The organism is Ruegeria sp. BJ5 (assembly GCF_056537865.1).
The window spans coordinates 1,478,450-1,500,426 of record NZ_JBQFSH010000001.1; the positions used below are offsets into that span (position 1 = coordinate 1,478,450).

At 56.1% G+C, this 21,977-nt stretch carries 23 protein-coding genes and 1 tRNA gene; 12 read left to right on the forward strand and 12 right to left on the reverse strand.

Features of this window, described 5'->3' with window-relative positions:
- Nucleotides 1-34: 34 nt before the first annotated feature.
- From ACR0NY_RS07345 to ACR0NY_RS07370, 6 genes are all read right to left on the reverse strand, one after another.
- The gene (locus ACR0NY_RS07345) at nucleotides 35-544 is read right to left on the reverse strand and encodes a c-type cytochrome (protein WP_480771282.1); all 510 of its coding nucleotides are present in this window, start codon (nucleotides 542-544) and stop codon (nucleotides 35-37) included.
- A complete protein-coding gene (locus ACR0NY_RS07350) occupies nucleotides 534-1,433 on the reverse strand; it encodes a c-type cytochrome (RefSeq protein ID WP_170368908.1) in 900 nt (299 codons plus the stop codon). Before ACR0NY_RS07350 ends, ACR0NY_RS07345 begins: the two co-directional genes overlap by 11 nt.
- Before the next feature lie 9 nt (nucleotides 1,434-1,442).
- Entirely contained in the window at nucleotides 1,443-2,015 is a 573-nt protein-coding gene (locus ACR0NY_RS07355; protein WP_170368909.1) for a c-type cytochrome, read from the reverse strand.
- 55 nt (nucleotides 2,016-2,070) lie between these two features.
- Nucleotides 2,071-2,391 (reverse strand): hypothetical protein, encoded by a 321-nt coding sequence (locus ACR0NY_RS07360; RefSeq protein WP_170368910.1) that lies wholly within the window; start codon nucleotides 2,389-2,391, stop codon nucleotides 2,071-2,073.
- 24 nt (nucleotides 2,392-2,415) lie between these two features.
- Nucleotides 2,416-2,865, reverse strand: coding sequence for a c-type cytochrome (locus ACR0NY_RS07365; RefSeq protein ID WP_170337414.1), 450 nt, complete (start codon nucleotides 2,863-2,865; stop codon nucleotides 2,416-2,418).
- 386 nt (nucleotides 2,866-3,251) lie between these two features.
- Entirely contained in the window at nucleotides 3,252-4,586 is a 1,335-nt protein-coding gene (locus ACR0NY_RS07370; RefSeq protein WP_170368911.1) for a tetratricopeptide repeat protein, read from the reverse strand.
- Between the two features lie 99 nt (nucleotides 4,587-4,685).
- Between ACR0NY_RS07370 and ACR0NY_RS07375 the strand changes: the two genes are divergently transcribed.
- The 5 genes from ACR0NY_RS07375 to ACR0NY_RS07395 all read left to right on the forward strand — a co-directional run bounded on the left by ACR0NY_RS07375 (nucleotide 4,686) and on the right by ACR0NY_RS07395 (nucleotide 10,469).
- On the forward strand, nucleotides 4,686-4,919 hold the full coding sequence (locus ACR0NY_RS07375; RefSeq protein ID WP_170337412.1) for a hypothetical protein: 234 nt from the start codon (nucleotides 4,686-4,688) through the stop codon (nucleotides 4,917-4,919).
- Between the two features lie 10 nt (nucleotides 4,920-4,929).
- Nucleotides 4,930-6,402, forward strand: a complete 1,473-nt coding sequence (gene gntH, locus ACR0NY_RS07380; RefSeq protein ID WP_217354885.1) for a guanitoxin biosynthesis MBL fold metallo-hydrolase GntH — start codon at nucleotides 4,930-4,932, stop codon at nucleotides 6,400-6,402.
- Between the two features lie 4 nt (nucleotides 6,403-6,406).
- Nucleotides 6,407-7,387: a CobW family GTP-binding protein gene (locus ACR0NY_RS07385; protein WP_170337411.1), complete on the forward strand. Its 981-nt coding sequence runs from the start codon at nucleotides 6,407-6,409 to the stop codon at nucleotides 7,385-7,387.
- Nucleotides 7,388-7,515: 128 nt separating this feature from the next.
- Complete coding sequence (locus ACR0NY_RS07390) at nucleotides 7,516-9,189, forward strand: sulfatase-like hydrolase/transferase (protein ID WP_170368912.1); 1,674 nt, start codon at nucleotides 7,516-7,518, stop codon at nucleotides 9,187-9,189.
- Nucleotides 9,190-9,236: 47 nt separating this feature from the next.
- The gene (locus tag ACR0NY_RS07395) at nucleotides 9,237-10,469 is read left to right on the forward strand and encodes a DUF3179 domain-containing (seleno)protein (protein WP_170337409.1); all 1,233 of its coding nucleotides are present in this window, start codon (nucleotides 9,237-9,239) and stop codon (nucleotides 10,467-10,469) included.
- Between the two features lie 1,606 nt (nucleotides 10,470-12,075).
- On the opposite strand, the gene ACR0NY_RS07400 is transcribed toward ACR0NY_RS07395, so the two are convergent.
- The 3 genes from ACR0NY_RS07400 to ACR0NY_RS07410 form a co-directional block, all read right to left on the reverse strand.
- Nucleotides 12,076-12,270: a hypothetical protein gene (locus ACR0NY_RS07400; RefSeq protein WP_170368913.1), complete on the reverse strand. Its 195-nt coding sequence runs from the start codon at nucleotides 12,268-12,270 to the stop codon at nucleotides 12,076-12,078.
- Between the two features lie 378 nt (nucleotides 12,271-12,648).
- Nucleotides 12,649-14,277, reverse strand: coding sequence for a sulfatase-like hydrolase/transferase (locus ACR0NY_RS07405; RefSeq protein WP_254432914.1), 1,629 nt, complete (start codon nucleotides 14,275-14,277; stop codon nucleotides 12,649-12,651).
- A gap of 35 nt (nucleotides 14,278-14,312) precedes the next feature.
- A complete protein-coding gene (locus ACR0NY_RS07410; protein WP_170337406.1) occupies nucleotides 14,313-14,555 on the reverse strand; it encodes a hypothetical protein in 243 nt (80 codons plus the stop codon).
- A 236-nt stretch (nucleotides 14,556-14,791) separates the two neighbouring features.
- Here ACR0NY_RS07410 and ACR0NY_RS07415 point away from each other — a divergent pair, with 236 nt between their 5' ends.
- From ACR0NY_RS07415 to ACR0NY_RS07430, 4 genes are all read left to right on the forward strand, one after another.
- Entirely contained in the window at nucleotides 14,792-16,030 is a 1,239-nt protein-coding gene (locus tag ACR0NY_RS07415; protein ID WP_170368914.1) for a tetratricopeptide repeat protein, read from the forward strand.
- 1,495 nt (nucleotides 16,031-17,525) lie between these two features.
- Entirely contained in the window at nucleotides 17,526-17,663 is a 138-nt protein-coding gene (locus ACR0NY_RS07420; protein ID WP_170337404.1) for a hypothetical protein, read from the forward strand.
- Complete coding sequence (locus ACR0NY_RS07425) at nucleotides 17,663-18,352, forward strand: hypothetical protein (RefSeq protein WP_170337403.1); 690 nt, start codon at nucleotides 17,663-17,665, stop codon at nucleotides 18,350-18,352. Before ACR0NY_RS07420 ends, ACR0NY_RS07425 begins: the two co-directional genes overlap by 1 nt.
- A 74-nt stretch (nucleotides 18,353-18,426) precedes the next feature.
- Nucleotides 18,427-18,675 (forward strand): ParB N-terminal domain-containing protein, encoded by a 249-nt coding sequence (locus tag ACR0NY_RS07430; RefSeq protein ID WP_170337402.1) that lies wholly within the window; start codon nucleotides 18,427-18,429, stop codon nucleotides 18,673-18,675.
- On the opposite strand, the gene ACR0NY_RS07435 is transcribed toward ACR0NY_RS07430, so the two are convergent.
- Both ACR0NY_RS07435 and ACR0NY_RS07440 read right to left on the reverse strand, forming a co-directional pair.
- Nucleotides 18,667-19,680 (reverse strand): fatty acid desaturase, encoded by a 1,014-nt coding sequence (locus ACR0NY_RS07435; protein ID WP_170337401.1) that lies wholly within the window; start codon nucleotides 19,678-19,680, stop codon nucleotides 18,667-18,669. The genes ACR0NY_RS07430 and ACR0NY_RS07435 overlap by 9 nt on opposite strands.
- A 72-nt stretch (nucleotides 19,681-19,752) precedes the next feature.
- The gene (locus tag ACR0NY_RS07440; protein WP_170337400.1) at nucleotides 19,753-19,959 is read right to left on the reverse strand and encodes a cold-shock protein; all 207 of its coding nucleotides are present in this window, start codon (nucleotides 19,957-19,959) and stop codon (nucleotides 19,753-19,755) included.
- A gap of 136 nt (nucleotides 19,960-20,095) precedes the next feature.
- On the opposite strand from ACR0NY_RS07440, the gene ACR0NY_RS07445 reads away from it, so the two are divergent.
- The 3 genes from ACR0NY_RS07445 to ACR0NY_RS07455 all read left to right on the forward strand — a co-directional run bounded on the left by ACR0NY_RS07445 (nucleotide 20,096) and on the right by ACR0NY_RS07455 (nucleotide 21,553).
- Nucleotides 20,096-20,500, forward strand: coding sequence for a site-specific integrase (locus tag ACR0NY_RS07445; RefSeq protein WP_170337399.1), 405 nt, complete (start codon nucleotides 20,096-20,098; stop codon nucleotides 20,498-20,500).
- Between the two features lie 219 nt (nucleotides 20,501-20,719).
- Nucleotides 20,720-21,244 (forward strand): recombinase family protein, encoded by a 525-nt coding sequence (locus ACR0NY_RS07450; RefSeq protein ID WP_170337398.1) that lies wholly within the window; start codon nucleotides 20,720-20,722, stop codon nucleotides 21,242-21,244.
- Nucleotides 21,245-21,250: 6 nt separating this feature from the next.
- A complete protein-coding gene (locus ACR0NY_RS07455) occupies nucleotides 21,251-21,553 on the forward strand; it encodes a recombinase family protein (protein ID WP_170339364.1) in 303 nt (100 codons plus the stop codon).
- Between the two features lie 321 nt (nucleotides 21,554-21,874).
- Here the strand turns inward: ACR0NY_RS07455 and ACR0NY_RS07460 are convergent.
- Nucleotides 21,875-21,951 (reverse strand) — tRNA-Met (locus ACR0NY_RS07460).
- Nucleotides 21,952-21,977: the final 26 nt, after the last annotated feature.

Consider the following 21,977-nt stretch of genomic DNA (forward strand, 5'->3'; position numbering starts at 1 on the left):
GACACAGAATTGACGCGCCTACCCCGGCCAATAGTCAATTGCCTGCCTGATGTTCCGCTTCCGTGCGTTGGCGTTGAATCGCGCGTTCACGCTCGGGCCAGCTGTTCTTGATGAACGCGAGAATGTCCCAGATATCCTGATCGGACAGGCTGTCGGCAAATCCCGGCATTCCGCTTTTGCCCCCCGAGACTCCCATTCGCTTGAGCATCTCCTCGCCGCCCAACTTGGTATAGTCGAACAAGAGGCCATCGCCATGATGCCAGGTGTGCCCGGTTCGATCATGTGGCGGTGCTGGAAGGACGCCGTCCGCATCAGGCGTTTGCCAATCGGGCTGACCGTCCAGGTTGGCCCCGTGACACGATGCACAGTTCTCGGCATAAAGCGCCGCCCCACGTAGCGGATCGCCGGATGCTCCGTCAGGCACCCCTTTCGACATCCACCATTGAGCGCTGGCCAAGCCGATGATCACAACGGCCACCGGTGTACCCCATTTCATCATTGGCGAGATCGTTCCGCGCGGCGGCTCCACCTTTTCACCCTCCATCATGGTCATCGAGCAGATAGGTGGCCATGGCGCGGCGGTCTTCGTCCGTAAGGAAGCTGGTGCCGTAGGTCACGACCTCGCCCATTGCGCCGCCGAATACGTCACCGTCGGGCATGATGCCGGTGCGCAGGGCATAGGCCAGGCTGTCGACGGTCCAGCCCCGCATCTGCAGGATTTCAGAGTCGATGGCCGGCGCCTTGTCGCCGCCCGGCAGTGCATCACTGCCCTTGAAGTGCTCGGTATCCGACTTGCGGGCGCCCAACAGATTGCGCCCGGTGTGGCAGGCGGCGCAGTGGGTGACGCCTTCGACCAGCAGCCGGCCGCGGTTCCACACATCACCTTTGCCGGGGACCGGATCGGTGTGCGGCGGCTCAAGGAACGCCGCGCGCCACAGTTTCAGCCCCCAGCGCTGGTTGAAGGGAAAGGCCATCTCCTGCGCGCGGGACGGCGTGGCCACCGGCGGCACGGTCTGGAAAGCCGCCCACAGGTCGGCGATGTCCTGATCGGTGAAATCGGCGTAGAACGGGTACGGGAAGGCCGGGTAATAGGGCTGCCCGTCCGGCGCCACGCCTTGACGCACAGCCTTGGCAAATTCCTCGATCGTCCAGCCGCCAATGCCGTGGTCCGGGTCGGTGGTCAGGTTCGGGGAATACAGCGTGCCAAAGGGCGTCTCGAGCTTGACGCCGCCGGCCAGAGGCGCGCCGCCCTCGGCGAAGTTGGTGTGGCAGGCGATGCAGCCGCCCGCCCGCGCCAGGTAGGCCCCGCGGTCAACCTCGCCTGTCAGGTCGGGCAGTTGCGGCGTCAGGCCGATCGGCCACGCGATCACGGCGGCCAGCCCCGCCGCTGCCAGAACGGCAGAGGCAAGGCCCAGACGATAGATGCGTTTCATCGAAATCCCCTATTCCGACCGAAACCGCGTGTGACAGGCCGAGCAGGTCTGGCCCAGTATCATGAACACGCCATCGGCGGGCATCTCTGACAACTCCTCGCGCCCGGGGGTTCCACCCATCATGGCCCCGCCCCCCATAATCGAGGCGCCGCCCATCTTGCCCGATCCGCCCATCATGCCAGACCCTTGCCCGGCACCGGCCATCATCAGCCCGTTGTCGGCCGCAAGGGCCAGGCCCTCGGCATAGGTCTGCAGCTGTTCGGCCAGTTCGGCGAAAGCGTCCCAGTCCTGCCAGATCGCAGGTTTGGCCTCGGAGGGCATGCCGTTGCTGCCTTCGGGGAACAGCCGGGTCATGCTGTCGCCGGCATGGCGGCCGATCGTCTCGGCTGCGCGCCGGACGGTGGCGGCGTCATAGGGCGTCTTGCCCTGCATCATCGGCGTCAGGGTCTTCATGGCGTCCTTCATGGCGGACATGCCGTCCATCCGTTCCTTCACGATCCCGGTGGCGCCACCATGCGCCAGGGCGGTCAAGGCAATCATCGACGCCAGCACGGCGCCCGTCGTCAGTTTGAAAAGGGTCATCGTCTTGTCCTGTATGTCTGCTTCAACTCGCCCGCCGAAAGGGGCCTTTCATGACTCAGGACACGGCGCGTGGCGGGGGCGGATCGAACAGGGCCACCGGCAGCATCCGGTACCGGCCCGGCGGGATGGCACGACGGCTGATCCTTGATACCAGCGCGGAAAGGACTGGCGCGGCGACGGTCATTGCCACGCCGTTGCAGAAGGCCCCGCCGTGGCAATGGCCCGGGTGGCCCTTTTCGACGTGTTCGGGGTCGGGTGCTCCCAGATCGACGACGGCATGTGTGCCCCCATCGCCCCCATGCGCAAAGGCGGGTTCCGAGAACACCAGAATACCGGCCAGAACCAGGCCCAAGGCCAGAATCCACCGTCCGATCATCCTGTCCGCCCAGCTGTGCAAGGTTCAGTTTATCCCGTTCTCGCGCTGCAGTTCCCTGACATAGGCAACGATGCCCTGCACGTCTGCACGGGTCAAGCCAGCGACCGGCGGCATGTCGCCAAAGCGCCAGTGGTGGGCCTGAACACCATATTGAACCGCCCGCTGAAAGGCCTCGTCCCCGTGGTGGCTGGGCTCGTAGATCTTATGCACCAGCGGCGGCGCCAGGCCTTCCAACCCCGTGGCATTCGCCCCATGGCAGACAGCGCATTTGACGTCAAAGGCAACCTTGCCCATCTGCGCCTGCGCACTCAACGTCGCTGGCACCCGGACCTGCGCGATTGGTTCCCCTTGCGACAGCGACGACGTGTCGGGCACCACCATCGAATGGCCCGCAGGCTGCTGGTTGTAGTTGTAGACAAATACGGCAGCGCCTGCGATCAGAACGCCGCCTACCAATAGCGTCAGTTTGTTCATCGGCTCGTTTCACTCGGTTGTTTTTTGGCTTGGCGCAGGCGACACCGAAACGGTCTGACACTGATCAAACCTGCTTGACCTGCCGGTTTTGCCGCCTTGCGCACAGTTTCGGGGGGACTGTCTGCCCCATTCCCGCGCTGGAAGGTCAAAAGAAGTTTGCTGCAAATTCCCCCAAAGCCGACGAAGGACTGCAGCACCGTACCGAAAGGTCATCGCCGAGCTAAGCCGCCCGAGGATTCCAATCGTGAGAAACGGCCGAATCCCCCATCGCTGTGGTCGAAGTGTAAGCCGGATCCGGGATGCACAGCGCAAATCTCCCGGACCGTTCATGACGCCGTCAGTTGAAACTTGAAGACTTCTGAATGGCGCCGGCTGCGACGGGCTTGTCAGTACTTCGCCAGAGATTCGAGTATCTTCTTCCACATATCGGCATCACCCGGAAAAATCCTTTGCACCAGAAATTCGGACGGAAAATCCGGCCACGTGGTGTCCAACTCGTCAACAAGTCTTTGTGCTTCGTCAAAATTGCCCAGCCGATCATGAGCGACGGCCTGGAATAAAAGTGATGGCCCGCTTACGGGCGCTCCAGCAGCCGGTGCGCCCTGAAAGGCTTCGACAACGTTTTCGTAGTTCCCGAGCACAAGCTGGGATACCCCCCAGATATTTCTCGCCCCAAATCGGCCGGATCCGGATCTGACCCGCGTCGGATTACTGACCTCGGCCGCAAGTTCAGGCTCGTTCGCAATCAGGGCGGCAATCCCGACAAGGTCCAGAACATGGCCATCTTCAGGCGCTAGTTCAGCAGACAGGCGCGCATATTTCAAAGCCTCATCCGCGTCGCCCGACACCGCCAATCGCCAACCGTTCGAGGCGTTGGCCCAAGCACCCGACGGGGACAACTCAAACGCCGTTCCTGACATCTGGGATGCTTGCCGCAACAGATCCTCTCGTGTGTCCTCGTCTTGAGACAGCAGAGCCAGTGTGGCCAAGACCTGAGCCATTCCCGCATAGCCATCGGGCAAGGCCGGGTCGAGCTCGGTGGAATGCTGGAACATTCCCAGGGCGATCTGCTGGCGTTTGACATCGAAGACCGGAAAGAACATCCCCCGCGCCTGATCCGCCAGGTTGGCCGCCTGCAATCTGGCAAGCGATTGCTGACCAAGCGCAGCCCGTTCGGCCTGCCGGGTGGTGTTGGTGGGTTGCCCGGCCTCGTCGTTGCCGGGTCTCAGCCACATGCCCAGCATGACGATCATGGCCACAACGCACAGCCCGACCAACAGAAGTCCACGCAGGTGGCTGGGTCCGCCGGACGGGCCGTGGCTTGCCAAGTCCGACTTGGGATCATCCAGGGAAGCTTGGTGTGAAAACCGCGGTTTGTATCCGCCTGGATCGACGAAGATCCGAACGCCCTGACCGTCCCAATGGTCTTCGTAAAACTCACGCAGCAAACGCCGTAGTCGCCTGGCCTCTACCCGAACCAGATTTCGACCGCCGCTGCCATCAATGCTGCGACCGTACACTTCGACGGCAATGGCCTTGCCGCGGATCTGGGAACCGCGACCGGCGAGGGTTTCCTCGACGACATAGGTGAGGAACTGCTGAAGCCGGGGCGACGTTTGGAACTCGGCGCTGGCAACAACGTCACGCAGCGCCTGCCGAACCAGGTCAGGTGATGGCAGCCCAACATCTTGATCTATCGATAAATCATTGGCTTGGTTCACTGCAAACTCACCCCCAACTCACGGTGACTCACTTGGCCGCCCCGGTCAACCGCACGCATCTTGATGCGAGAATAGATAGTGGGAATCGGGCTTTATCCAGTGACGGACGACCTCAAAGACGAGCTACCCGAGCTTTCGACTGCGCTTTCCAGCCAGTTCAAACCGGACGCATTTCTGAGCGAGGCCATCGAGGACTTCGGCAAAGTCTGCGCAAAGCTTAAGGATACGTCGATCACCGCGTCCGAGCGCGAGGAATGGGCCCACATCAAATCTGAACTTGTGAACGAGCTTCGTCGTCTGGCGAAGCGCAATCTTAGAAACGCATCCGACTGAGGGTATCGCAATGACCGACAAAGACCAAAGCAACGATCACGAAAACGAGCAAAACCAGCCAGCGGATGAGATCGAAAACCCTTCGCGCCGGCATGTCATGCAGGGGCTGGCGGCAGGTGCGGTGGCAACGGGCGCTGTCAGCTACGGCTCCGGCGCAGCACAGGCGCATGAGGGGGACGGCCCTCTGGGTGAAAGCCTGAAGAACCCCTATGGCGGCCGGCCTGCCGGCGGCATCACTCTGCCCGAGTACTTCCGGCCGACGAAATACATGACCGGGTCGAACGCAAACTATTTCCCGCTTTCCGAGGAATTGGGGCCAGACGAGATGCGCATCTCGTTCTGCGGGTCCACGCCGTTTCCTCCGCGTGAGGATCAGGCAGGCACCTGTGTGATGGTCGAGCTGGGCAATGGAAAACGGTTCTTCTTCGATTTCGGGTCGGGCTGTGTGCGCAACATCATCGGGATGCAGGTTCCTGCGCAATTGATCAACGATATCTTCATCACGCATCTGCATGTCGATCACTACGCCGACATCCCCTATATCTACCCGTTCAGAGCCTGGTCGGGTGGCTACACACCGCTGCGGATCTACGGCCCGTCCGGTCGGACCCCCGAGCTTGGGACGGCGGGCATGGTGGACGGCATGAAGCAAATGCTGAAATGGCATCTGGAGGCCTTCGACGTATTCCCGATCGGAGACGGTTACGAAATCGAGGTCAACGAGTTCGATTTCCGTCAGGAAGGCGGCATCGTCTATGACGAAGATGGCGTCACCGTGCGCTCTTGGCCACGCAGCCACGCCAAGGACGGCGCGGTCGGGTATCGTCTGGATTGGAACGGCCTGAGCTTCGTTTGGACCGGGGACGGCAGACCGGATGAATTGAGCCTTGAATACGGCAAAGGCGTTGATGTGTTCGTCACCGAAATGTCCGGTCAGGATATCGGCCAGTTGATGACCTACAAATACGGCCTGCCGCAGGAGCTGTTCAACTACACGATCGATACCCATCACACCTCGCATTATGCGGTTGGCAAGATGATGGCTGAGGCACGCCCCCGGCTTGCGATGGTGACCCATTACACGCAGGACGAGGACATTGATGCCGAGATGCTGGCGGGTATCCGGGCCCATTATGATGGGCTGTTCGCCTGGGGTCTGGACGTGGCCGTGGTCAACGTCACAAAAGATGCGATCTGGTATCGGAAGGCGACACTGCCCGGTAAGTCAGGCTCGGTCGCACCGTTCCGTGAATTGGGCAAGATGGAAGCCGAAGGCAAGATCACCTTGCCCGATGAAATCAAGCCACCTGCCCCTCGGTCATCGCGCGCCGAGCAGCAGGACCAAAAGTACCGCGACATGGAGATCGACCCCAAGGAATACTACCCCTCCGACGTGTTCCGTGCGCCCAATCCCGAATGGCCCAGCGACTTCGTGATCAAAACCGACGACGTCATTCCAAACCGCAAGAAGAAGACGGAGTGACACTATGATCGAGTTTGGTTCGACTTCGGCAATTCCGGTCACAATTCTGACCGGCTTTCTCGGGGCGGGGAAAACTACCCTTCTGAACCGCATCCTGACCGGCAATCATGGTCTGCGGGTTGCAGTTCTGGTCAACGATTTCGGCTCGATCAATGTGGATGCTGATCTTGTGGTTGGCCTGGAAGATGATGTGATGAGCCTGGCGAATGGGTGTGTGTGCTGCTCGATCCGGGATGACCTGATCGAAACGGTCGAGGCCGTTCTCGCCCGGCCGGAAAAACCGGAATACATCGTCCTCGAGGCCAGTGGCGTATCTGATCCGTCTTCAATTGCGATGACGTTCACGGACCAGAAGTTCCGGGACATGATCCGCCTCGACAGCCTCATGTGCCTTGTCGACGCCGAGCAGCTGTTCGCCGCACCAGAGCAGATGGAGTTGAAACTCAGGCAAATCGCGTTTTCCGACATGGTCATCTTGAACAAGGTGGACCTGGTCAGCAGAGAAACAGTTCAGAAAGTGCACGACTGGCTCGGCTCGCGTTTCCGCAGGTATCGCCTGGTCGAAGCGGTCAATGCGGATGTCCCGCTGGACATATTGCTGTCGGTCGGCCGGTTTGCTGCCGAACAGCTTGAGACAGAAGTGCCGGAGCATCATGAGCATGGGCCTGACTGCGGGTGCCAACACGCTGACCATTCTGACGGATTCTCAACCACGATGATGAAGGCCGAGCAACCCATCAGCCTGTCATCGCTGAGAGGCGCAATTCGAAAGCTACCGGGCGACGTCTATCGCCTCAAAGGATTTGTTTTCAGCGAGGAGGACCCGGATCATCGCATTCTTGTGCAGGTCGTCGGAAAGCGCATGGACATTTCACGGGATGGCGCATGGGGTGATCGAAAACCCGAGACGCGGCTTGTGGCGATCGGCGCGCCCGGTGCGCTTTCGGAACACCTGCTCACCGACGCCCTGTTCGAAACAGCCTAGCGATCACGCCGGTGGTTTGCCCCCAAACGGGGCGACCGGCCCTCGTGCCACCGCCCCTGAATTTGATTTAGAGGCCGAAATAATTAGACTTGTCGCAATCGCAACCTTCCTACAGCGGGGAACCCTTTATGTTCACAAGACTTTTTTGTTTGGCGCCGGCCATCTCGATCCTGTTGTCTTCCCCGCTTTTTGCGCAGGACACGCCGATCATCCATGACGCACAGTACTATATTCTGGAAGCGCAGAATGGCGAGCAGTGGATTGAAGACAACGCTGCCGTCGATGCGTTACTGGCCGAGTTTCGGGAAGGCAATGCTGGCAACCATCCCAACATCGTGTCCATTCTGATCGACGATCTGGGTTTCGGCGACATGGGCATTCCCGAACTGAATGCGGTACGCGGAATTGAAACCCCCAACATCAATGCGTTCTCGGACGAAGCCATGCGCATGGTTCGAATGTATACCGAGCCGTCCTGCACGCCGACGCGCGTGGCCCAGATGACCGGGCGGCTGCCGGTGCGCATGGGTATGGGCGACACTACGGTCGACATTGCCGGCTTTGGCCTTCCCGGAGATGAGGTCACACTGGCAGAGGTTCTGAAAGAGGCCGGCTATGCCACCAGTCATGTCGGCAAATGGCATATGGGTGATATCGCCGAAAGCTGGGCGATGAATCAGGGTTTCGACTATGCGCAGCATGCCATCCATCAACAGGGTCAACTGACAATCTTCAACGATGATGCGATCCGCGAGCAGGTCTCGGTCGGCATCCAGGACTTTGAAGAGGACTATATCGTAGACGATTGGTTCCGCCCGGATCCTGCCGCCATGGCCACCGTCATCGAAGGTGAGGCTGGCGGTCCAATCCGCGAAATCCGCATGCAGCCCGGCGAGCGTTGGGACGCAGAAAAATACGATGAGATGAACGAACAGTTCCAGCTCAAGGCGCTGTCTGAACTGCAGCGGCTGGCAGGCGGTGACACCCCCTTCTTTCTGCAATACTGGCCGATGATCCCGCTCGACAACACGCGCGCCGGACGCGACGGCCCTGAAAGCGTGAATGGCGGCCTTTATGCGGACAAGTTGCAACTGCTGGACGAATATCTGGGCGTGCTGTTTGACGAGATGGAGACGCTTGGCGTAGCCGAAAACACCATTGTGGTGCTGATGGGCGACAACGGGCACTTCACGAAATATTCCCCACAGTCAGGTTTCACGCCGATGATTTTCCGTGGCGGCAAGGGAGATACGACAGAAGGCGGCGTACGTGTGGATGCCTTTATCCGTTGGCCCGGAATGATCGAGGCGGACTCGATCGTGAACAACATCATCCATGTGTCGGATCTGTATACGACCCTGTCCCGCCTGGCTGGTGCCGACGCGTTCATCCCACGGGACAGGCTTGTGGATGGGGTGGACCAATCCGCGTCAATCCTGTTCGGCGACGAGTCGAAAACGCGTCGCGATCATGTGATCATCTATTCGGTGGCATCCCCGAAGGCGATCGTGAAGGATCAGTTGAAACTGAACCTTCCGGGTGCCGGAGAAAGTGCAATTCTGGCGAATTTCTTCGATATTTATCGGGATACGCATGAAAAGTACCCGGTTTCGACCGAAGTTGGCGCGTGGGGCGGCCAGGAATTCCAGCGCATTCTGGGACGGCATCTTGCCCGAAAAAAGCTGTATCCTGATACCGAACCTGCGCGCGGCGTGCCGTATGAAGGCATCGAAAACCTGCGCCCAGAAACCGTTGCCGCGGTCGAAGCCTTTCTGACCAAACAGACTGCGGTCGAACGCTAACTGCAGTCCGACCTCACCTCGGCCCGCCACGTTCAAGAGGCACCTCCATGCTTGCCAATCTGATCTTCTATACTGGCCTCGCTATCTCGCTCGGGATTGGCTTTGTCTATTTCCGCGACCTCGGTGACGTTTCCCAGATGTTGCTGAAGGTAAAGCGAGAAAACATGATCCGCTTCATTCGCAACGAATATCGGTTGATCGGGCTTGGCCTTGCGGCTTTTGCGGTTGCGACCATAGCCCACTTTGCGTTCGGTGCCGGCATCGGCGCGATCTGGTGGTTGGGCGCGGCTCTGGCATTGGTTCTGTATGGCTTTCCCTATGTGTGGGTCCATTTAGGGTTGAGAAACCAGCTCAACACAGCCCGGTATTACAGCATTGCCGAAGCCGAACGGTTCGTCGGACCGACCGCGCCCGTGATCGTGATAACAAACGGCGATCTCGCCCGGGCACATCCTGACGCCCAGATCATGCGGCCGCATCTGGCCGGCGACGCCAAGGGGCTTGGGGGCGAAGACGTGGTCATGACCTATTGCGCAATGGCCAATCTTGGTCAGGGTTACAGGCCATCCATCGAAGGAAAACGGCTTAACCTTCAAGTTCTAGCGCAACATGGCAACAACTTGATCCTGCGGGACAACGACTCCGGGGAGCCAATCCAACACATCTATGGGTTCCGAGAAGCGGATCGGGACACCGCGTCGGACGGGCCCGCCTGCCCATTGCGTCCGGAAGCTCAAATGGAGCCATGGCCAACGTTCCGCATGACATTCCGTGGCTTCAAGAAAGCCTACCCGGACGGTGAGGTCTTTCTGAACAAGCCGTCGAGCAACCCGTTCCTGAGACTGCTGGACATGGTGCTGGAGATCGTTTTCGGATGGGGGATCGCCAGGCAGCATCAGGAGGCTGACCCCGTCATGGACAACATGGAGCGCGCGCCTGACACGCGCCTGCCCAACAAGACACCTGTTTGGGGCGTGACCATCGGGTCGGATGCCGTGTGTTGGACCGACGACTTCGTGGTTGACCAGAACTGGCTGGTGAACACACAAGTCGGAGGGCGTGATCTTGTGGTTCAAATAGACCCACATTTCGAAAGCCTCGGGGTCTGGTACAACGACAGCGGCAAACCAGTAAAGCGTTGTGACTTTTGGGGAAATAGCGATCAGGGGCAACTCACGCGGGTTGAAACCTTGCGTGCCGGTTTGTTCTGGCACGTCTGGGCAGAGTTCTTTCCCAACACAGATGTCAATCGCATCGACGGTAGCGCGAACGTAAGTTAGGCGGATTGGCTCATCGGGCGTGAAGGTGCGTCGTTACAGTGGACCACTTTCGCTGAAACACTCCCAAAGCGCTTCTGCTTGGCGCCCCAAGGCATTGCCTTATCGGAATAGGGCCGACCTTTGCCCACAGCTTGGTTTTTTGGGCGCTAGTTTGATTTTTTGAGTTTGGTTGCGGGAGGGCGCAACCACCGTTTCCGAACGCAATTGAGATGTCAGGTTTATTCGCCAAGCGGACGTCAGTGTTGCCACTCTTAGAATTACGTTGTGCGGACAAAGCCGTCATCGAAGGCTGAACAATCAAGGAATGTTCGCAACCCAAGGGAGACAATATGAACCGAGTTTTTTGCTAACCAAATGCCGGAGGTAACCGCGCTTTGCAGTTGCAGTTGATGCCGGTGTTGATCGACCTTCAACGCGATTAAGCACATGTGGCCCGGCCGCGATCAGACTAGCGACTGAGCTGACGCAGCGCGAGTTTCCGGCCCAGTTCGTTTCTTATGAAATTCACCTTACGCCCGCTCGCTAGAAAAAGTACTTGATACCAATGTATGGACCATGCTGATCGACGTCATAGGCAAATTCACCGGAACTCAGTGTGTCGCTATAGTCGACGCTAAAGTAACGATACCCGAATGTCAGTGAGGTTTTCTCCCAGGGCTGATAGTCAAAGCCAATACTTGTGCCAATCTGGAGATCATTTCCACCGGCACCAAAACCGCCAAGTTCCACAGACGCAATCCCAGTCCATTTCTGGTTTAGCCGCCACATTCCGCGTATGCCGACGACTGGTTCTATCCAACCCTGATCTCCGTCCAATGTTGGTGGGTTTCCCAGACCTGGGGTCGCTATGTCGATTTCCTAACGGATGGAATTGTACCTCAGGCCGCCCTGGAGATCGATTGTACATCTCTGGCCGCTGCTGCTGTATTCGCCATCTGAAATACAGTAAGGCCACAGTTCACCAAACCATCTTTGACGAACGTCAACGTTAACCCCGGCTCCCAGGGGGCCAGGCAAAGTGGTATACTGTTCGATCACCACTTAATTCGCATCTACGATTATCCCAAAACCCCCGTTCCATGCCTCGTACTGGCCAGCTGCCGCGAAATCGAGCACATCCAGAACGTCACCAAGGTCCAGATCCAAATCCGCGGATTGTCCAGCCACGGTTGACTTACCCGTGATTCGCAGGGGTGTGAACAGATAGAATGAGGCTCCATGCCGACAGCCTGTTTCGTTTTGACCTGGCGCAGGTAGAGTCTGAGCGCGGGAAAGCCCGGGCATAGAAAATACGCCGGTCAGAACTACGAGGGCGCTAATTCATCTGAGGTGGAGCATCAAAGCTTCCTTGCATATTGGCGGTGCTTAGTAGTTGGACCTGAGACCTATCCCGGCACCTTGGTCGTAGGGTCTGTTAGCACCAATACCGACCAACACATCGGTGTAGAGAGCAGTTCCAGGGTTGAGGTTTTTACCGATCTGGAACTCGGCGGTCGCGGGCCACGCGTCATTTTCCCAATCGTATGGCGCTTTGATATCTGCTTTTGCCCAATACCCGTCACCAAATGGCTGAAGCGCAATCAGGCGCAGCGCAATTTGGCTGATATCAAGTAGAAGCGTTATGCGAAGCAAAGTGCTGGACCAGAGGGATCAGAGTCAGCCCAGTATTCGTGTTTGCAAAAGCGAACCCACCAAATGGGGCGATCTGATCCGTACCGATGCCGATGCCTTCGTCGGGGTCACCAAAATCGAGGATCCACTCCAAACCAAGTGCGGATTTTTTGCTCCAGGTGTCAGACAAGGGTTTCTGTGAGGGAAAGTAGATCAGCTTGAAGCTGGTCTTTTCGAACCCGTTGAACCTTTCGCCAGTCGCATTCGTTGAATTTTAGTGGAGCTCGTATTTTAGTTTTAGATCAGGGCGCAGCATGTATGCACCATCGACAAAGGAATCCTGAAGGTCTGTACCCCCTCCCAAATCAAAATACTGATATCGAATGTCGGTGTTGTTCACCACAGCCAATGGAATTGACGCGTTTCCTCAGCTTCGGCTGCATAGCCCACCACGAGCAGCGCAGAGATCAGGGGAACAAAACACAGGAAGATGCGTGGCATCATATGCCTGAGAGAAATTGAATGGTCTGGTTAGACGGCGACGGGTTTGCGCCGCCGTCTACATTCATCATTGCCAACTGGAGAAGACTTCTCGGGTCAGTTCGCTTTCAGGACGAAGGTTCTCGATCCCCTCATACGGAACGCCCTTTCCCAGTGGCAGATGCGGGTGCTTTGCTATAGTTTTCTGATGGCGCTTCACCATGTCTTGGAAAGATGCACCGGACCATAGTGAGTACCCGACAAGCGGATGTTCTTCACGTGGGTCTCGATAGACATTGAAAACGGGGGCCGCAGCGCCGGGCTGGCCGGGGGCCGGCAAATGCATCTTGAACTCTTGCTTCACAACTGAGCGCAGAACAGGCCCTTCGTACACGTAGACGTAGTCACGGCGCGAATTGCCTTCTCCCTCAAGCAACAATGCCGTCTGGTCGATGCCATCAATCACACGGTCCCGTGGAATACGGTCAGTCGCACCTGCTATACGGGCGAAGGTGGTGAACAGGTCAGATACGTGCACGATGTCACCTGCCGCGCTGCCCGCCTCAATGGCGCCGGGCCAGCGGATAAAGGCATCGGTTCGCACTCCGCCTTCAAGGTGCTGTGTCTTTCCGCCGCGATATATCAGCTGGTTCAGGCCGGATGTACCTTCGTAGTGGTACATCAAACCATTGTCGGCCATGATCATGACGACGGTATTGTCTGCCTTGCCGGTTTCATCCAGCTTGGCCAAAACCTCGCCGATCCAACCGTCTAGAACCTGCAATTTGTCCGCATGGAAGCCGCCGTTGCGAGATACGGCCTGCTCAGGATAAGCAAAGTTCAGCGGATAGAGTGGCCAGTATTGCATAAAGAATGGCGCGTCCTGCGAAGCCAGCCGCTCCAGCTGCTCCAATGCTTGAAGCTGATAGCGCAAGTTCATTTCCTCGTATTTCGCTTGGGTCCATTCTTCGCCGGGCTCCATTTCGACTTCGCGAGCCAGACCACCCGCTTCACCTTCTACGCCGGTCACAAGGCCATAGGGTTTGAACCGCTCGTCCAATTGAAATTGGTTGGACTGCCCTGACCAATGGTAACCAAGCATATTGTTGGCGACCATCGCATCACGTGTCATCAAGCTCAGCTGAACCTGCTGATGCAAGGGAAAAGCCGCCCAGTCGAAGCCCTGATTGTGCGGATAGGCCTGTTCAATATCGCCTTGGTGCCATTTCCCGACGTGCGCGGTGTTGTACCCTACTTCCTTGAGGATTTCGGCGATGGTGACTTCCTCGGACGCAAGACCTTCGCCGACCAGGGCGACCTTGACCTCTTCCACGCCCGCGCGCACCGGATGTCGACCGGTCAACATCGCCGTTCGAGTCGGTGTGCAGGATGGCTCCGTGTACATTCGCATCAAAGACATGCCTTCTGTGGCAAAGTCATTGATGTTGGGCGTATCGAAACCGGTGACATAGTTCATCGTCCGGTTGCCCATTTGACCGAAACTCACATCGTCAATCAGAATGTAGAGAATGTTGGGTGGTTGTCCTCCATTCGCGCCACGGATCTCGGCAAGCTTAACTTCTACCTCCGCATCCTGAGCATCCCATTGCTCGCCAAACTGCGCGCGGAGAAACTCGAACTCGCCGTCGTGTATGATAGGCGCTTCTTGGGCAAAACCCGCGCCAGAAATCAGCACCATGGCTGTGGCATGTTTCAATATTGATCTCATCGGTTTCCCTTCCCCTATTTGAATTATATCTTCCCTGCACGCCGCAGCGATTCAGCAATTTCATCCCGAAGACCATCCAAAGACTCGCGGATGTCGCGGGCAATCGTGTACGACCGACTTCTCGGCTCAGTGTTCACGGAGAGGTACTCGTCACTTAGAAGCTGATAGTCTCGGCAGATTTCATCGAAAACGGTGTCCGCCCGCCTTAGGTCCGCAATCGCGGCCCGATGGTTGGGAAACAGGTTATCAAGGGCGATGCCTTTCATTTCGGAGCTCGTTCAATGGATCAACTGGTTTAGGGGAGTGTTGGACGAATTCACTTTTAACAATAGGTATATCGGGGCATAATACGGTGTAATCAGATGCGTAACTTACTGAAAATATGGGTTTAACCAAAGACACATCTTCTCCACTGAATGAGAGCGGGTCACCTGCTGCAAAAGATGTTCGGGCGGCACTTCAGCGGCTTATCAGGTCTTCGACTTTCACGGGCTCGCAGCGCTTGCAGGACTTTCTTGCGTATGTGGTCGAGGAGTCTCTCAATGGAAGGGCCGATAAAATTCGCGCCAAGACGATTGCAATGGATGTCTATGGCGGATCAATGTCCGAGATGGCTCGCCGTGAAAATGTGGTGCGAGTGGACGCTGGGCGCCTGCGACGCAAGCTTGCCGAATATTACGCTGCAGATGGGCACGGGGAAAAAACGGTGTTTGAACTGCCAAAGGGTGGTTACGCACCTCGGATTACGAGGAGCGGCTCCGAAACGGCTCACCCCCACTTCTCCGAGCTGGACGCCAGTGCTCGTGCATTGGCACGGCCAGCTGTTAGGATTGTCGGGATCACAATTCTAGGCTGTTGTGCGATTGCTTTTTTGGTGAGCTCGACAAAGCAGGATGTTCCAACTGACTTATCGGTCGATGGGCTGAGCCGTGATGAGCGCAGCGCCATTTTTGATGCATCCCCAATGCGTCTTCAGGCTGTAAATCTGGCCCATACTGGTCGGGACCTGATCTTTCCGGCCTTGGAACCTGCGCGTCTTGACGCGGCCTTAACCATATTCCAGGGAGCAATTGAAAACGACGACAGCTATTTCGGCGGCCATGCAGGCGCTGCACAAGTCGCCGCCACAATTGCAGTGCTGACATCCGACGTCGACCTAGCTCAGGACATGTTGAACTACGCGGACACTCAGGCCAACAGGGCCATCGAATTGGCTCCGGAAGCGGGGTGGAGCCAAGCCGCAATGGCTTGGGTCAAATTTGCCAAGGGAAACTGGCTTGAAGCCATAGAATTTGCGCAAAGAGCACGGCGTTTGGCACCACACGATGTACATGTTTTGGAGTTCGTGTCGCTGGTCCTGCTCTATTCCGGTTCGTTTGAACAAGTCGTAGAAATTAGCGAGGACGCACTCTCAAAAATCGAGCTAGAGCGGGGTTATGTTTTTCAGAACGCGATGGGGTCAGCAAAGTTCCATATGAAGGACTACGAAGGCGCTGTGTCAGCCTTTGAAAGCGTAGCTGAAAAAGGCGGCCCTGTGGGACCAGTAACCGTTGCTTACCTTATGGCGTCACATCAGATGTTGGGGAATAAGGCAGAAGCTCAAACTCTATCTGAGCAACTGTCACGCGAGTGGCCTGACAGTCGCGTGGATGCGCTCTTTGAGGAGCTATTTGTAGATTCGAAATACGGCAAAGACCTCAGTTACGCCATGAGACAAGCCAATTGGAAACCACCAAGTTAGGAGTTTGAATTCAAACTTCGGCCAATAGTGTTTCTCACAATGTCATTGAGACCGAATGCTCAGCGACTGCACCATGCCCGCTTCATGTGCATTGCTGTAATTTGAGCATCGCGCAGCATGCGGCACTTTTGTCGCTGCACTGCTCCTGATGACGTCTGGCCAATCATCTATAGACACCTGGAAACCTTGATCACGTACAGCACTTTCGCGGCGCTCAGGCCCGATAAGGGCGACGCGAGACAAAGTTGGTATTCGCTGTTGGTCCAGTCCGAAATCTCTACAACGTCAGACCGCTGCCAGTTAATTTCTTTCGGAGGCTTGTTTGGCAACTTGGTCACCTGCAGTTTCAATTACTACCTGCCCTAACGGTGCTGCCACGGCGACGAAGGAAAGTTCCTTGACTCTATCGCTGCCACGAACCACAAAAGTGTATTGGTGAAAGTATCTCGTCGCCGCGATGCTGCCGGTTACGATAAACCAATGGCCTTCAGACTAACTGTAGCATGTGCCCCAGCATAGGAACGGGTTTCGCTGGGGTCTTCGCTATGAGCTCGTTCCTCGCAAGCATTTGCAACTGTCACAGGACATGCACCTGTCATCGCGTGACCAAGGAAAGAAGGCGCCGCATGAACAGCACTTGGCACATGAATTGCGTGTTTGATGCCCGATAGATCAGGTCTCTGGCTCCGTTTGGATCAGTCACTCATTGGGTTTACGCGCTGCATACTTTGTTTGATCTCGACACTTTTGGTGTCGCTCTCAGGAACGCAGCTTGCTGCCCAAGTCGCAGGCAATGCCAGTGCAACGGTTTGTGACGAAGGTTTCGAAAACAGAAACGGATCCTGCCAAAGTCCAGACGTACCCCAAAACGCATATTTAACGGGTAGCTCCTATGACCGCGGGTGGGAATGCAATCACGGTTTTCAGAATGTCGGAGAACTCTGTGAGAAAATAAGAGTTCCTGAAAATGCCTACCTGGCATCAACCGGAGATCAGTGGGCGTGCAATCGGCTGTTCCAGCGTGCCGGAGAAGAGTGTGAAGAAGTGATTTCGCCCCAAAATGGGTACGTCGAAACTCGGTTTGGCGTGCAGGAAATACACTGCAACTGGGGATTTCGTAAAGAGAGCCAGGATTGTGTTGAAATAGATGTCCCAAAAAACGGTCGTCTGAGCGACAAAAGAAGCTCGGATGGATGGGTGTGCCTCAGAGGTTACAGGGCGGCGGAGAGCAGCTGTGAACCAGTGGCAATTCCACAGGATGCATATCTCGCCCCTGAGACTTTTTCCGGATGGAAATGCGAACGTGGTTTTCGCGCAAACCGGAACAGGTGCGATAAGATTCAAGTTCCTTCCAACGCTCATTTGAACCGAAGAGGTGACGGTTGGGAATGTAATCGTCCATTCACAAGACAGAACGATACGTGCACGGAAAATGTGCCATAACAATGCGTTGGTGGAAACCTATGCCGCATGAGAAATCAGGAAGGACAAAGCCGTGAACAATGACTCGATTGATGAAAACCTGGGCAAGAGCATCAAGGCTGAAAAGGCGCGCCGCCGGTCCAATGGGATAAAGATATCTATTGCATCGGCGGTGTTTGTCGCAGCGATAGTTGTAGTGGTGTTTCTCTGATGCGCAAAAATACCCCTCAAATTACCCTTTCCGGTTCAAAGATGTCAGCTCGAGGTCTGGAACAACGAGCATTTCAGGACCGCAGTGTTCGTAAGTCGCGGAACGCTGACGTATCAGGAGTGATTGAGGAAGAGTTTGGAAAGTACTTGATCAAGGCCGGCGTTCTGAGCGGCGATAGTGTTGCACGGGCATTTCCCAAACCGCCGGCCAAAACGCAGACAATGATTGCCGATGCAGTTGGAGAAACACCAGCATTGGCTATAGAAGCCTTGAAAGAAATTCTCGAAGCACGAGACAGGAAGCGTAGCGGTCAACGCCGTTTGGAGGGAAACTCCGGAACCCTCGTTCCCAGTGAAAGAGAATATGCCGAGGCATTGCGCCAGATCAGGCTCACCCCTGCGCAGGTCAGGTTGCTGAAAGCACTTACAATCGCAGGCAAGGACGGTCTGACCATTGGTAACTTGTCTCAGGCGGCCGGTTACAAATCGCGCGAAGCCTCTATCAAGGTCTTCAAGAAAATCGGGCTATTGATTGCGGAATATCTGGAGCTGGATCTTCCCGAAGCCGGATCGGCACAGAATGATGGAGCCGCACAGGTTCTGGCATTTTCTTACATCGAAAGTGACGACGAGCCCGCAACTTGGATTATGCATCAGGAACTGCGCGACGCTGTTCGTTCAGTTCTATGACGCACGTTCCAGCCCCTGCTTTTGAAGTGAGCTCTAAATCGGAACAAATGTACGAAAGGTTGGTCACGTAGCTTATGTTGGAGAAACGACCATATCCGCTCGACCTGATTTATGTACCTGTGAAACGGGCAAAAACGCTTGATCAACAAAAAGTTCTGACGCTGGCCGAAGATATTTTGAAAAACGGCCAGCAAACCCCGATCCAGATACGCTCGGACAACAAGAGATTCGTGCTGATTGAAGGCCTTCACCGGTTAGAGGCCATTCGTGCCTTGGGCGGTGATACAGTCGAAGCCTATCTGGTACGCGCCAGGCTACACTAAATGCCTATTGGAATTGGCGTTCGACAAAGCCTCGGAAAATGTCAGCAGGCGCTGGCTTTTTTCGTCCCAAAGATGCAATCGTGCACAGTGAAGGCTCTCATATAGAGTAATACGTTGGCAATTTTCCAACTCGGAATGGTCCCGCAAAACTTCGTTTAGCCGATAAAACGGTATGCGGCTGGCAAGGTGGTGAACATGGTGTACGCCAATATTTGCAGAGAACCAAAGCAGGATGCCTGGTAAGGCATAATGAGAACTTCCATAGAATGCGGCGTCCTGAAGGTTCCACTCTTCTTCCCGTTCCCATGTCGTGTGTTCAAACTGGTGTTGAATATAGAAAAGCCAAATACCAATCGAGGCGGCGACGATCATGGTCGGCAGGAATACATAAACCAGCACATCCAGGCCTCCGGTCCAAAAAATCAGGGCCAGGACCACCGCAATCGCGGCGTTTGTTCCCATTGCGCTTGCCCAATACAGCCAGCCTGACCGCATGAAACCAAAGGGTAAGCGATTTTGCAGAAAGAACGTGTAGACAGGCACGATACAGAACAGGAAGAAGGGGTTCCGGATTAACCTGTAAGCGGCACGCCCGACCCACTTTCGCTTCAGATATTCCTCTACAGTTAACGTAGGGATATCGCCCATCCCGCGCCGATCGAGGTTGCCGGTTGAGGCGTGGTGAATCGCGTGGCTTTGCCGCCAGACGTCATAAGGTGTGAGGACGAGAACACCCAAGACCCGGCCTGTCCAATTGCAAACGGTACGGTTTTTAAAAAATGATCCGTGACCACAATCATGCATGATGATGAAGAGACGCACCAGAAATGCAGCGTTAAGGATTGCCAGTGGAATAGCGACCCAGACACCAAGGGAAAGCGCAAACCACGCTGCGCCCCATAGCGCGAAAAAAGGGATAACAGTAATAGTCAGTTCAAAAACACTACGCTTCGTATCGGGTACGCGGTATTGAACGAGCGCCCGGGTCAATTCCTGCTGTTGCAACTGACTTGTTCTCCAACGGCTCTTGGGAACCCTCTGAGCAACCGGGCACCCCAGAAGGATGCCCGTAGCAGGCTATGCGAGTGCCAGGTTGGAAGCGCTGTCGCGTCCGTCACGGCCAGCTTCGACGTCGAAGGTAACCTTCTGGCCGTCCTTCAATTCGCTAATGCCGGAACGCTCAAGTGCGGAAATATGCACGAACACGTCGCGCTTCCCATCGTCAGGCTCGATAAAGCCAAAACCTTTGGTTGAGTTGAACCATTTTACTGTGCCATTTGCCATGGTGGAAGTCTCCTAATGCTTGTCGCCCGCATCATTGCGGCGACTCGGCGTGGTCGGTCTGAATCGAGAGACTGAACGCCGAATTGAGGAGACAGCAGGTCGAAAAAGAAAAACGTAAGCCGTGTGTATATGGACTTTGGGTACGCACGATACAAGCCCTGATGCTTTCGAAGTTCATCTTTCGGCTGAGGACACCAAAGACAAAAAAGAGCGCTGGTTTCCTCTACCCAAATTACTGGTGCAACCGATGGTGTCTTATCTGGGGATCTATCGTCCGATCCTGGTTGGACCCAAGACATCCAATGCGCTGTGGATCAGCCAATATGGAGACCCGATTACCGCCAATGGCCTGTCTCGTGAGCTGCCGAAAGCGGCAAAACGCTTGCTGGGCGTTAAGTTGCGCACACACAATTCTCGGCACATTGCGGCGACCAGCCTCGCAGAGACAGACCCGGAAAATGTCAACATCATCCGGGATATCCTCGGACATGCCACGCTGGACATGTCTCAGAAGCATTACAATCGCTCCATCGGACTGTAAGCCTGTGACGACTACCAATCTCTCCTGCAGTTAAAGATGAAGACCTTGGGTCGCAAACGGCAAGTTATCGCACCCTAAAGCCGCTCGTCGGTTCGGCCAAATACCTATGACCGAAGCATCTTTCATTGCAACGGGTTGCAATGAAAGTACAAAACACGGCCCAATCCATGCCTATAACGGGTTGGACCAACCAGCTCCTAAGGCCGAAAGGCCCGACCCATGCGCGCCGCTATCCACGCCGGCTACTCCACCGATCTTCAAAGTGACGCCTCCATTGAGGACCAGCATCGGCTGTGCCTGCGCTTGATCAATAGCAATGGTTGGCAGGAGGCCCAGACCTTTTCCGACCGAGGACTGAGCGGAGCATCTCATCTTCGCTCTGGCTATCAACGGCTTTTGGAAGACGCCCGGCTTGATAATTTCGAAGTCGTCGTAGCCGAAGGTCTCGACCGCTTAAGCCTAGATCAGGAACATATCGCGGCCTTTTTCAAGCAGATGCGGTTTCAGGGCATCCCGATTGTAACCGTGGCAGAGGGAGAAATTTCTGAACTGCATATCGGTCTCAAAGGCACTATGAGCAGCCTGATCCTGAAAGACCTGGCTCAAAAGACCCATCGCGACCTTGAAGGACGTGTGCGTAAAGGTAAATCAACCGGTGGTATCACATACCGTTACGACATTGCGCTAGATATGGACGCAGACGGGTCTATCACCACAGGGGAACGGCGGATCAATGAAAGCTAAGCCCAGATCGTTCAACGTATCTTTCAGGACTACAGCCATGGGCAAAGCCCACGCAACATCGCTGCTCAACTGAACAATGAGGGCATTCACGGCCCCCTTGGCACATGGGGATCATCGACGATCTACGGCAACTACCAGCGTGGCACCGGCATCTTGAACAACGAACTCTATATCGGGCGGTTGGTTTGGAACCGGCAGCGTTTCGTCAAAGACCCAAACACCGGCAAACGACAGGCGCAACTGAACCCGCCCGAAGACTGGGTAATAGAAGAGGTGCCCGATCTACGGATCATGTCCGATGACCTGTAGAACGTTGTGAAGGGGCGACACGAAGAAACGCGCAGCGCCGCAATCGGCCTATCCGGCGGATCGGCTGCCGATAGCGACAGATCATCAGGGTCTACTTTCACCCATCGGCTTGTGATCGGACTGTCCCGTTCCGAGGGCAGACACCGATATTTTGGTTACCGTGACGGGTGTGCCAAGAGCCGCGGAGCTGACGAGGGTTTCGAAAAATTCCAAGATTTCTTCGGCGGCGCGCTGCACTTTTCGCGCAGTGACTACGCGCATATCTTACTTACTTCCCGTTGGCCGTTTGGGTTTTCGGGCTGTAGTTTGATTTTTTGAGTTTGGTTGCGGGAGCAGGATTTGAACCTGCGACCTTCAGGTTATGAGCCTGACGAGCTACCGGGCTGCTCCATCCCGCGACACTTTGGTTTGGTCTGTTGCCTAT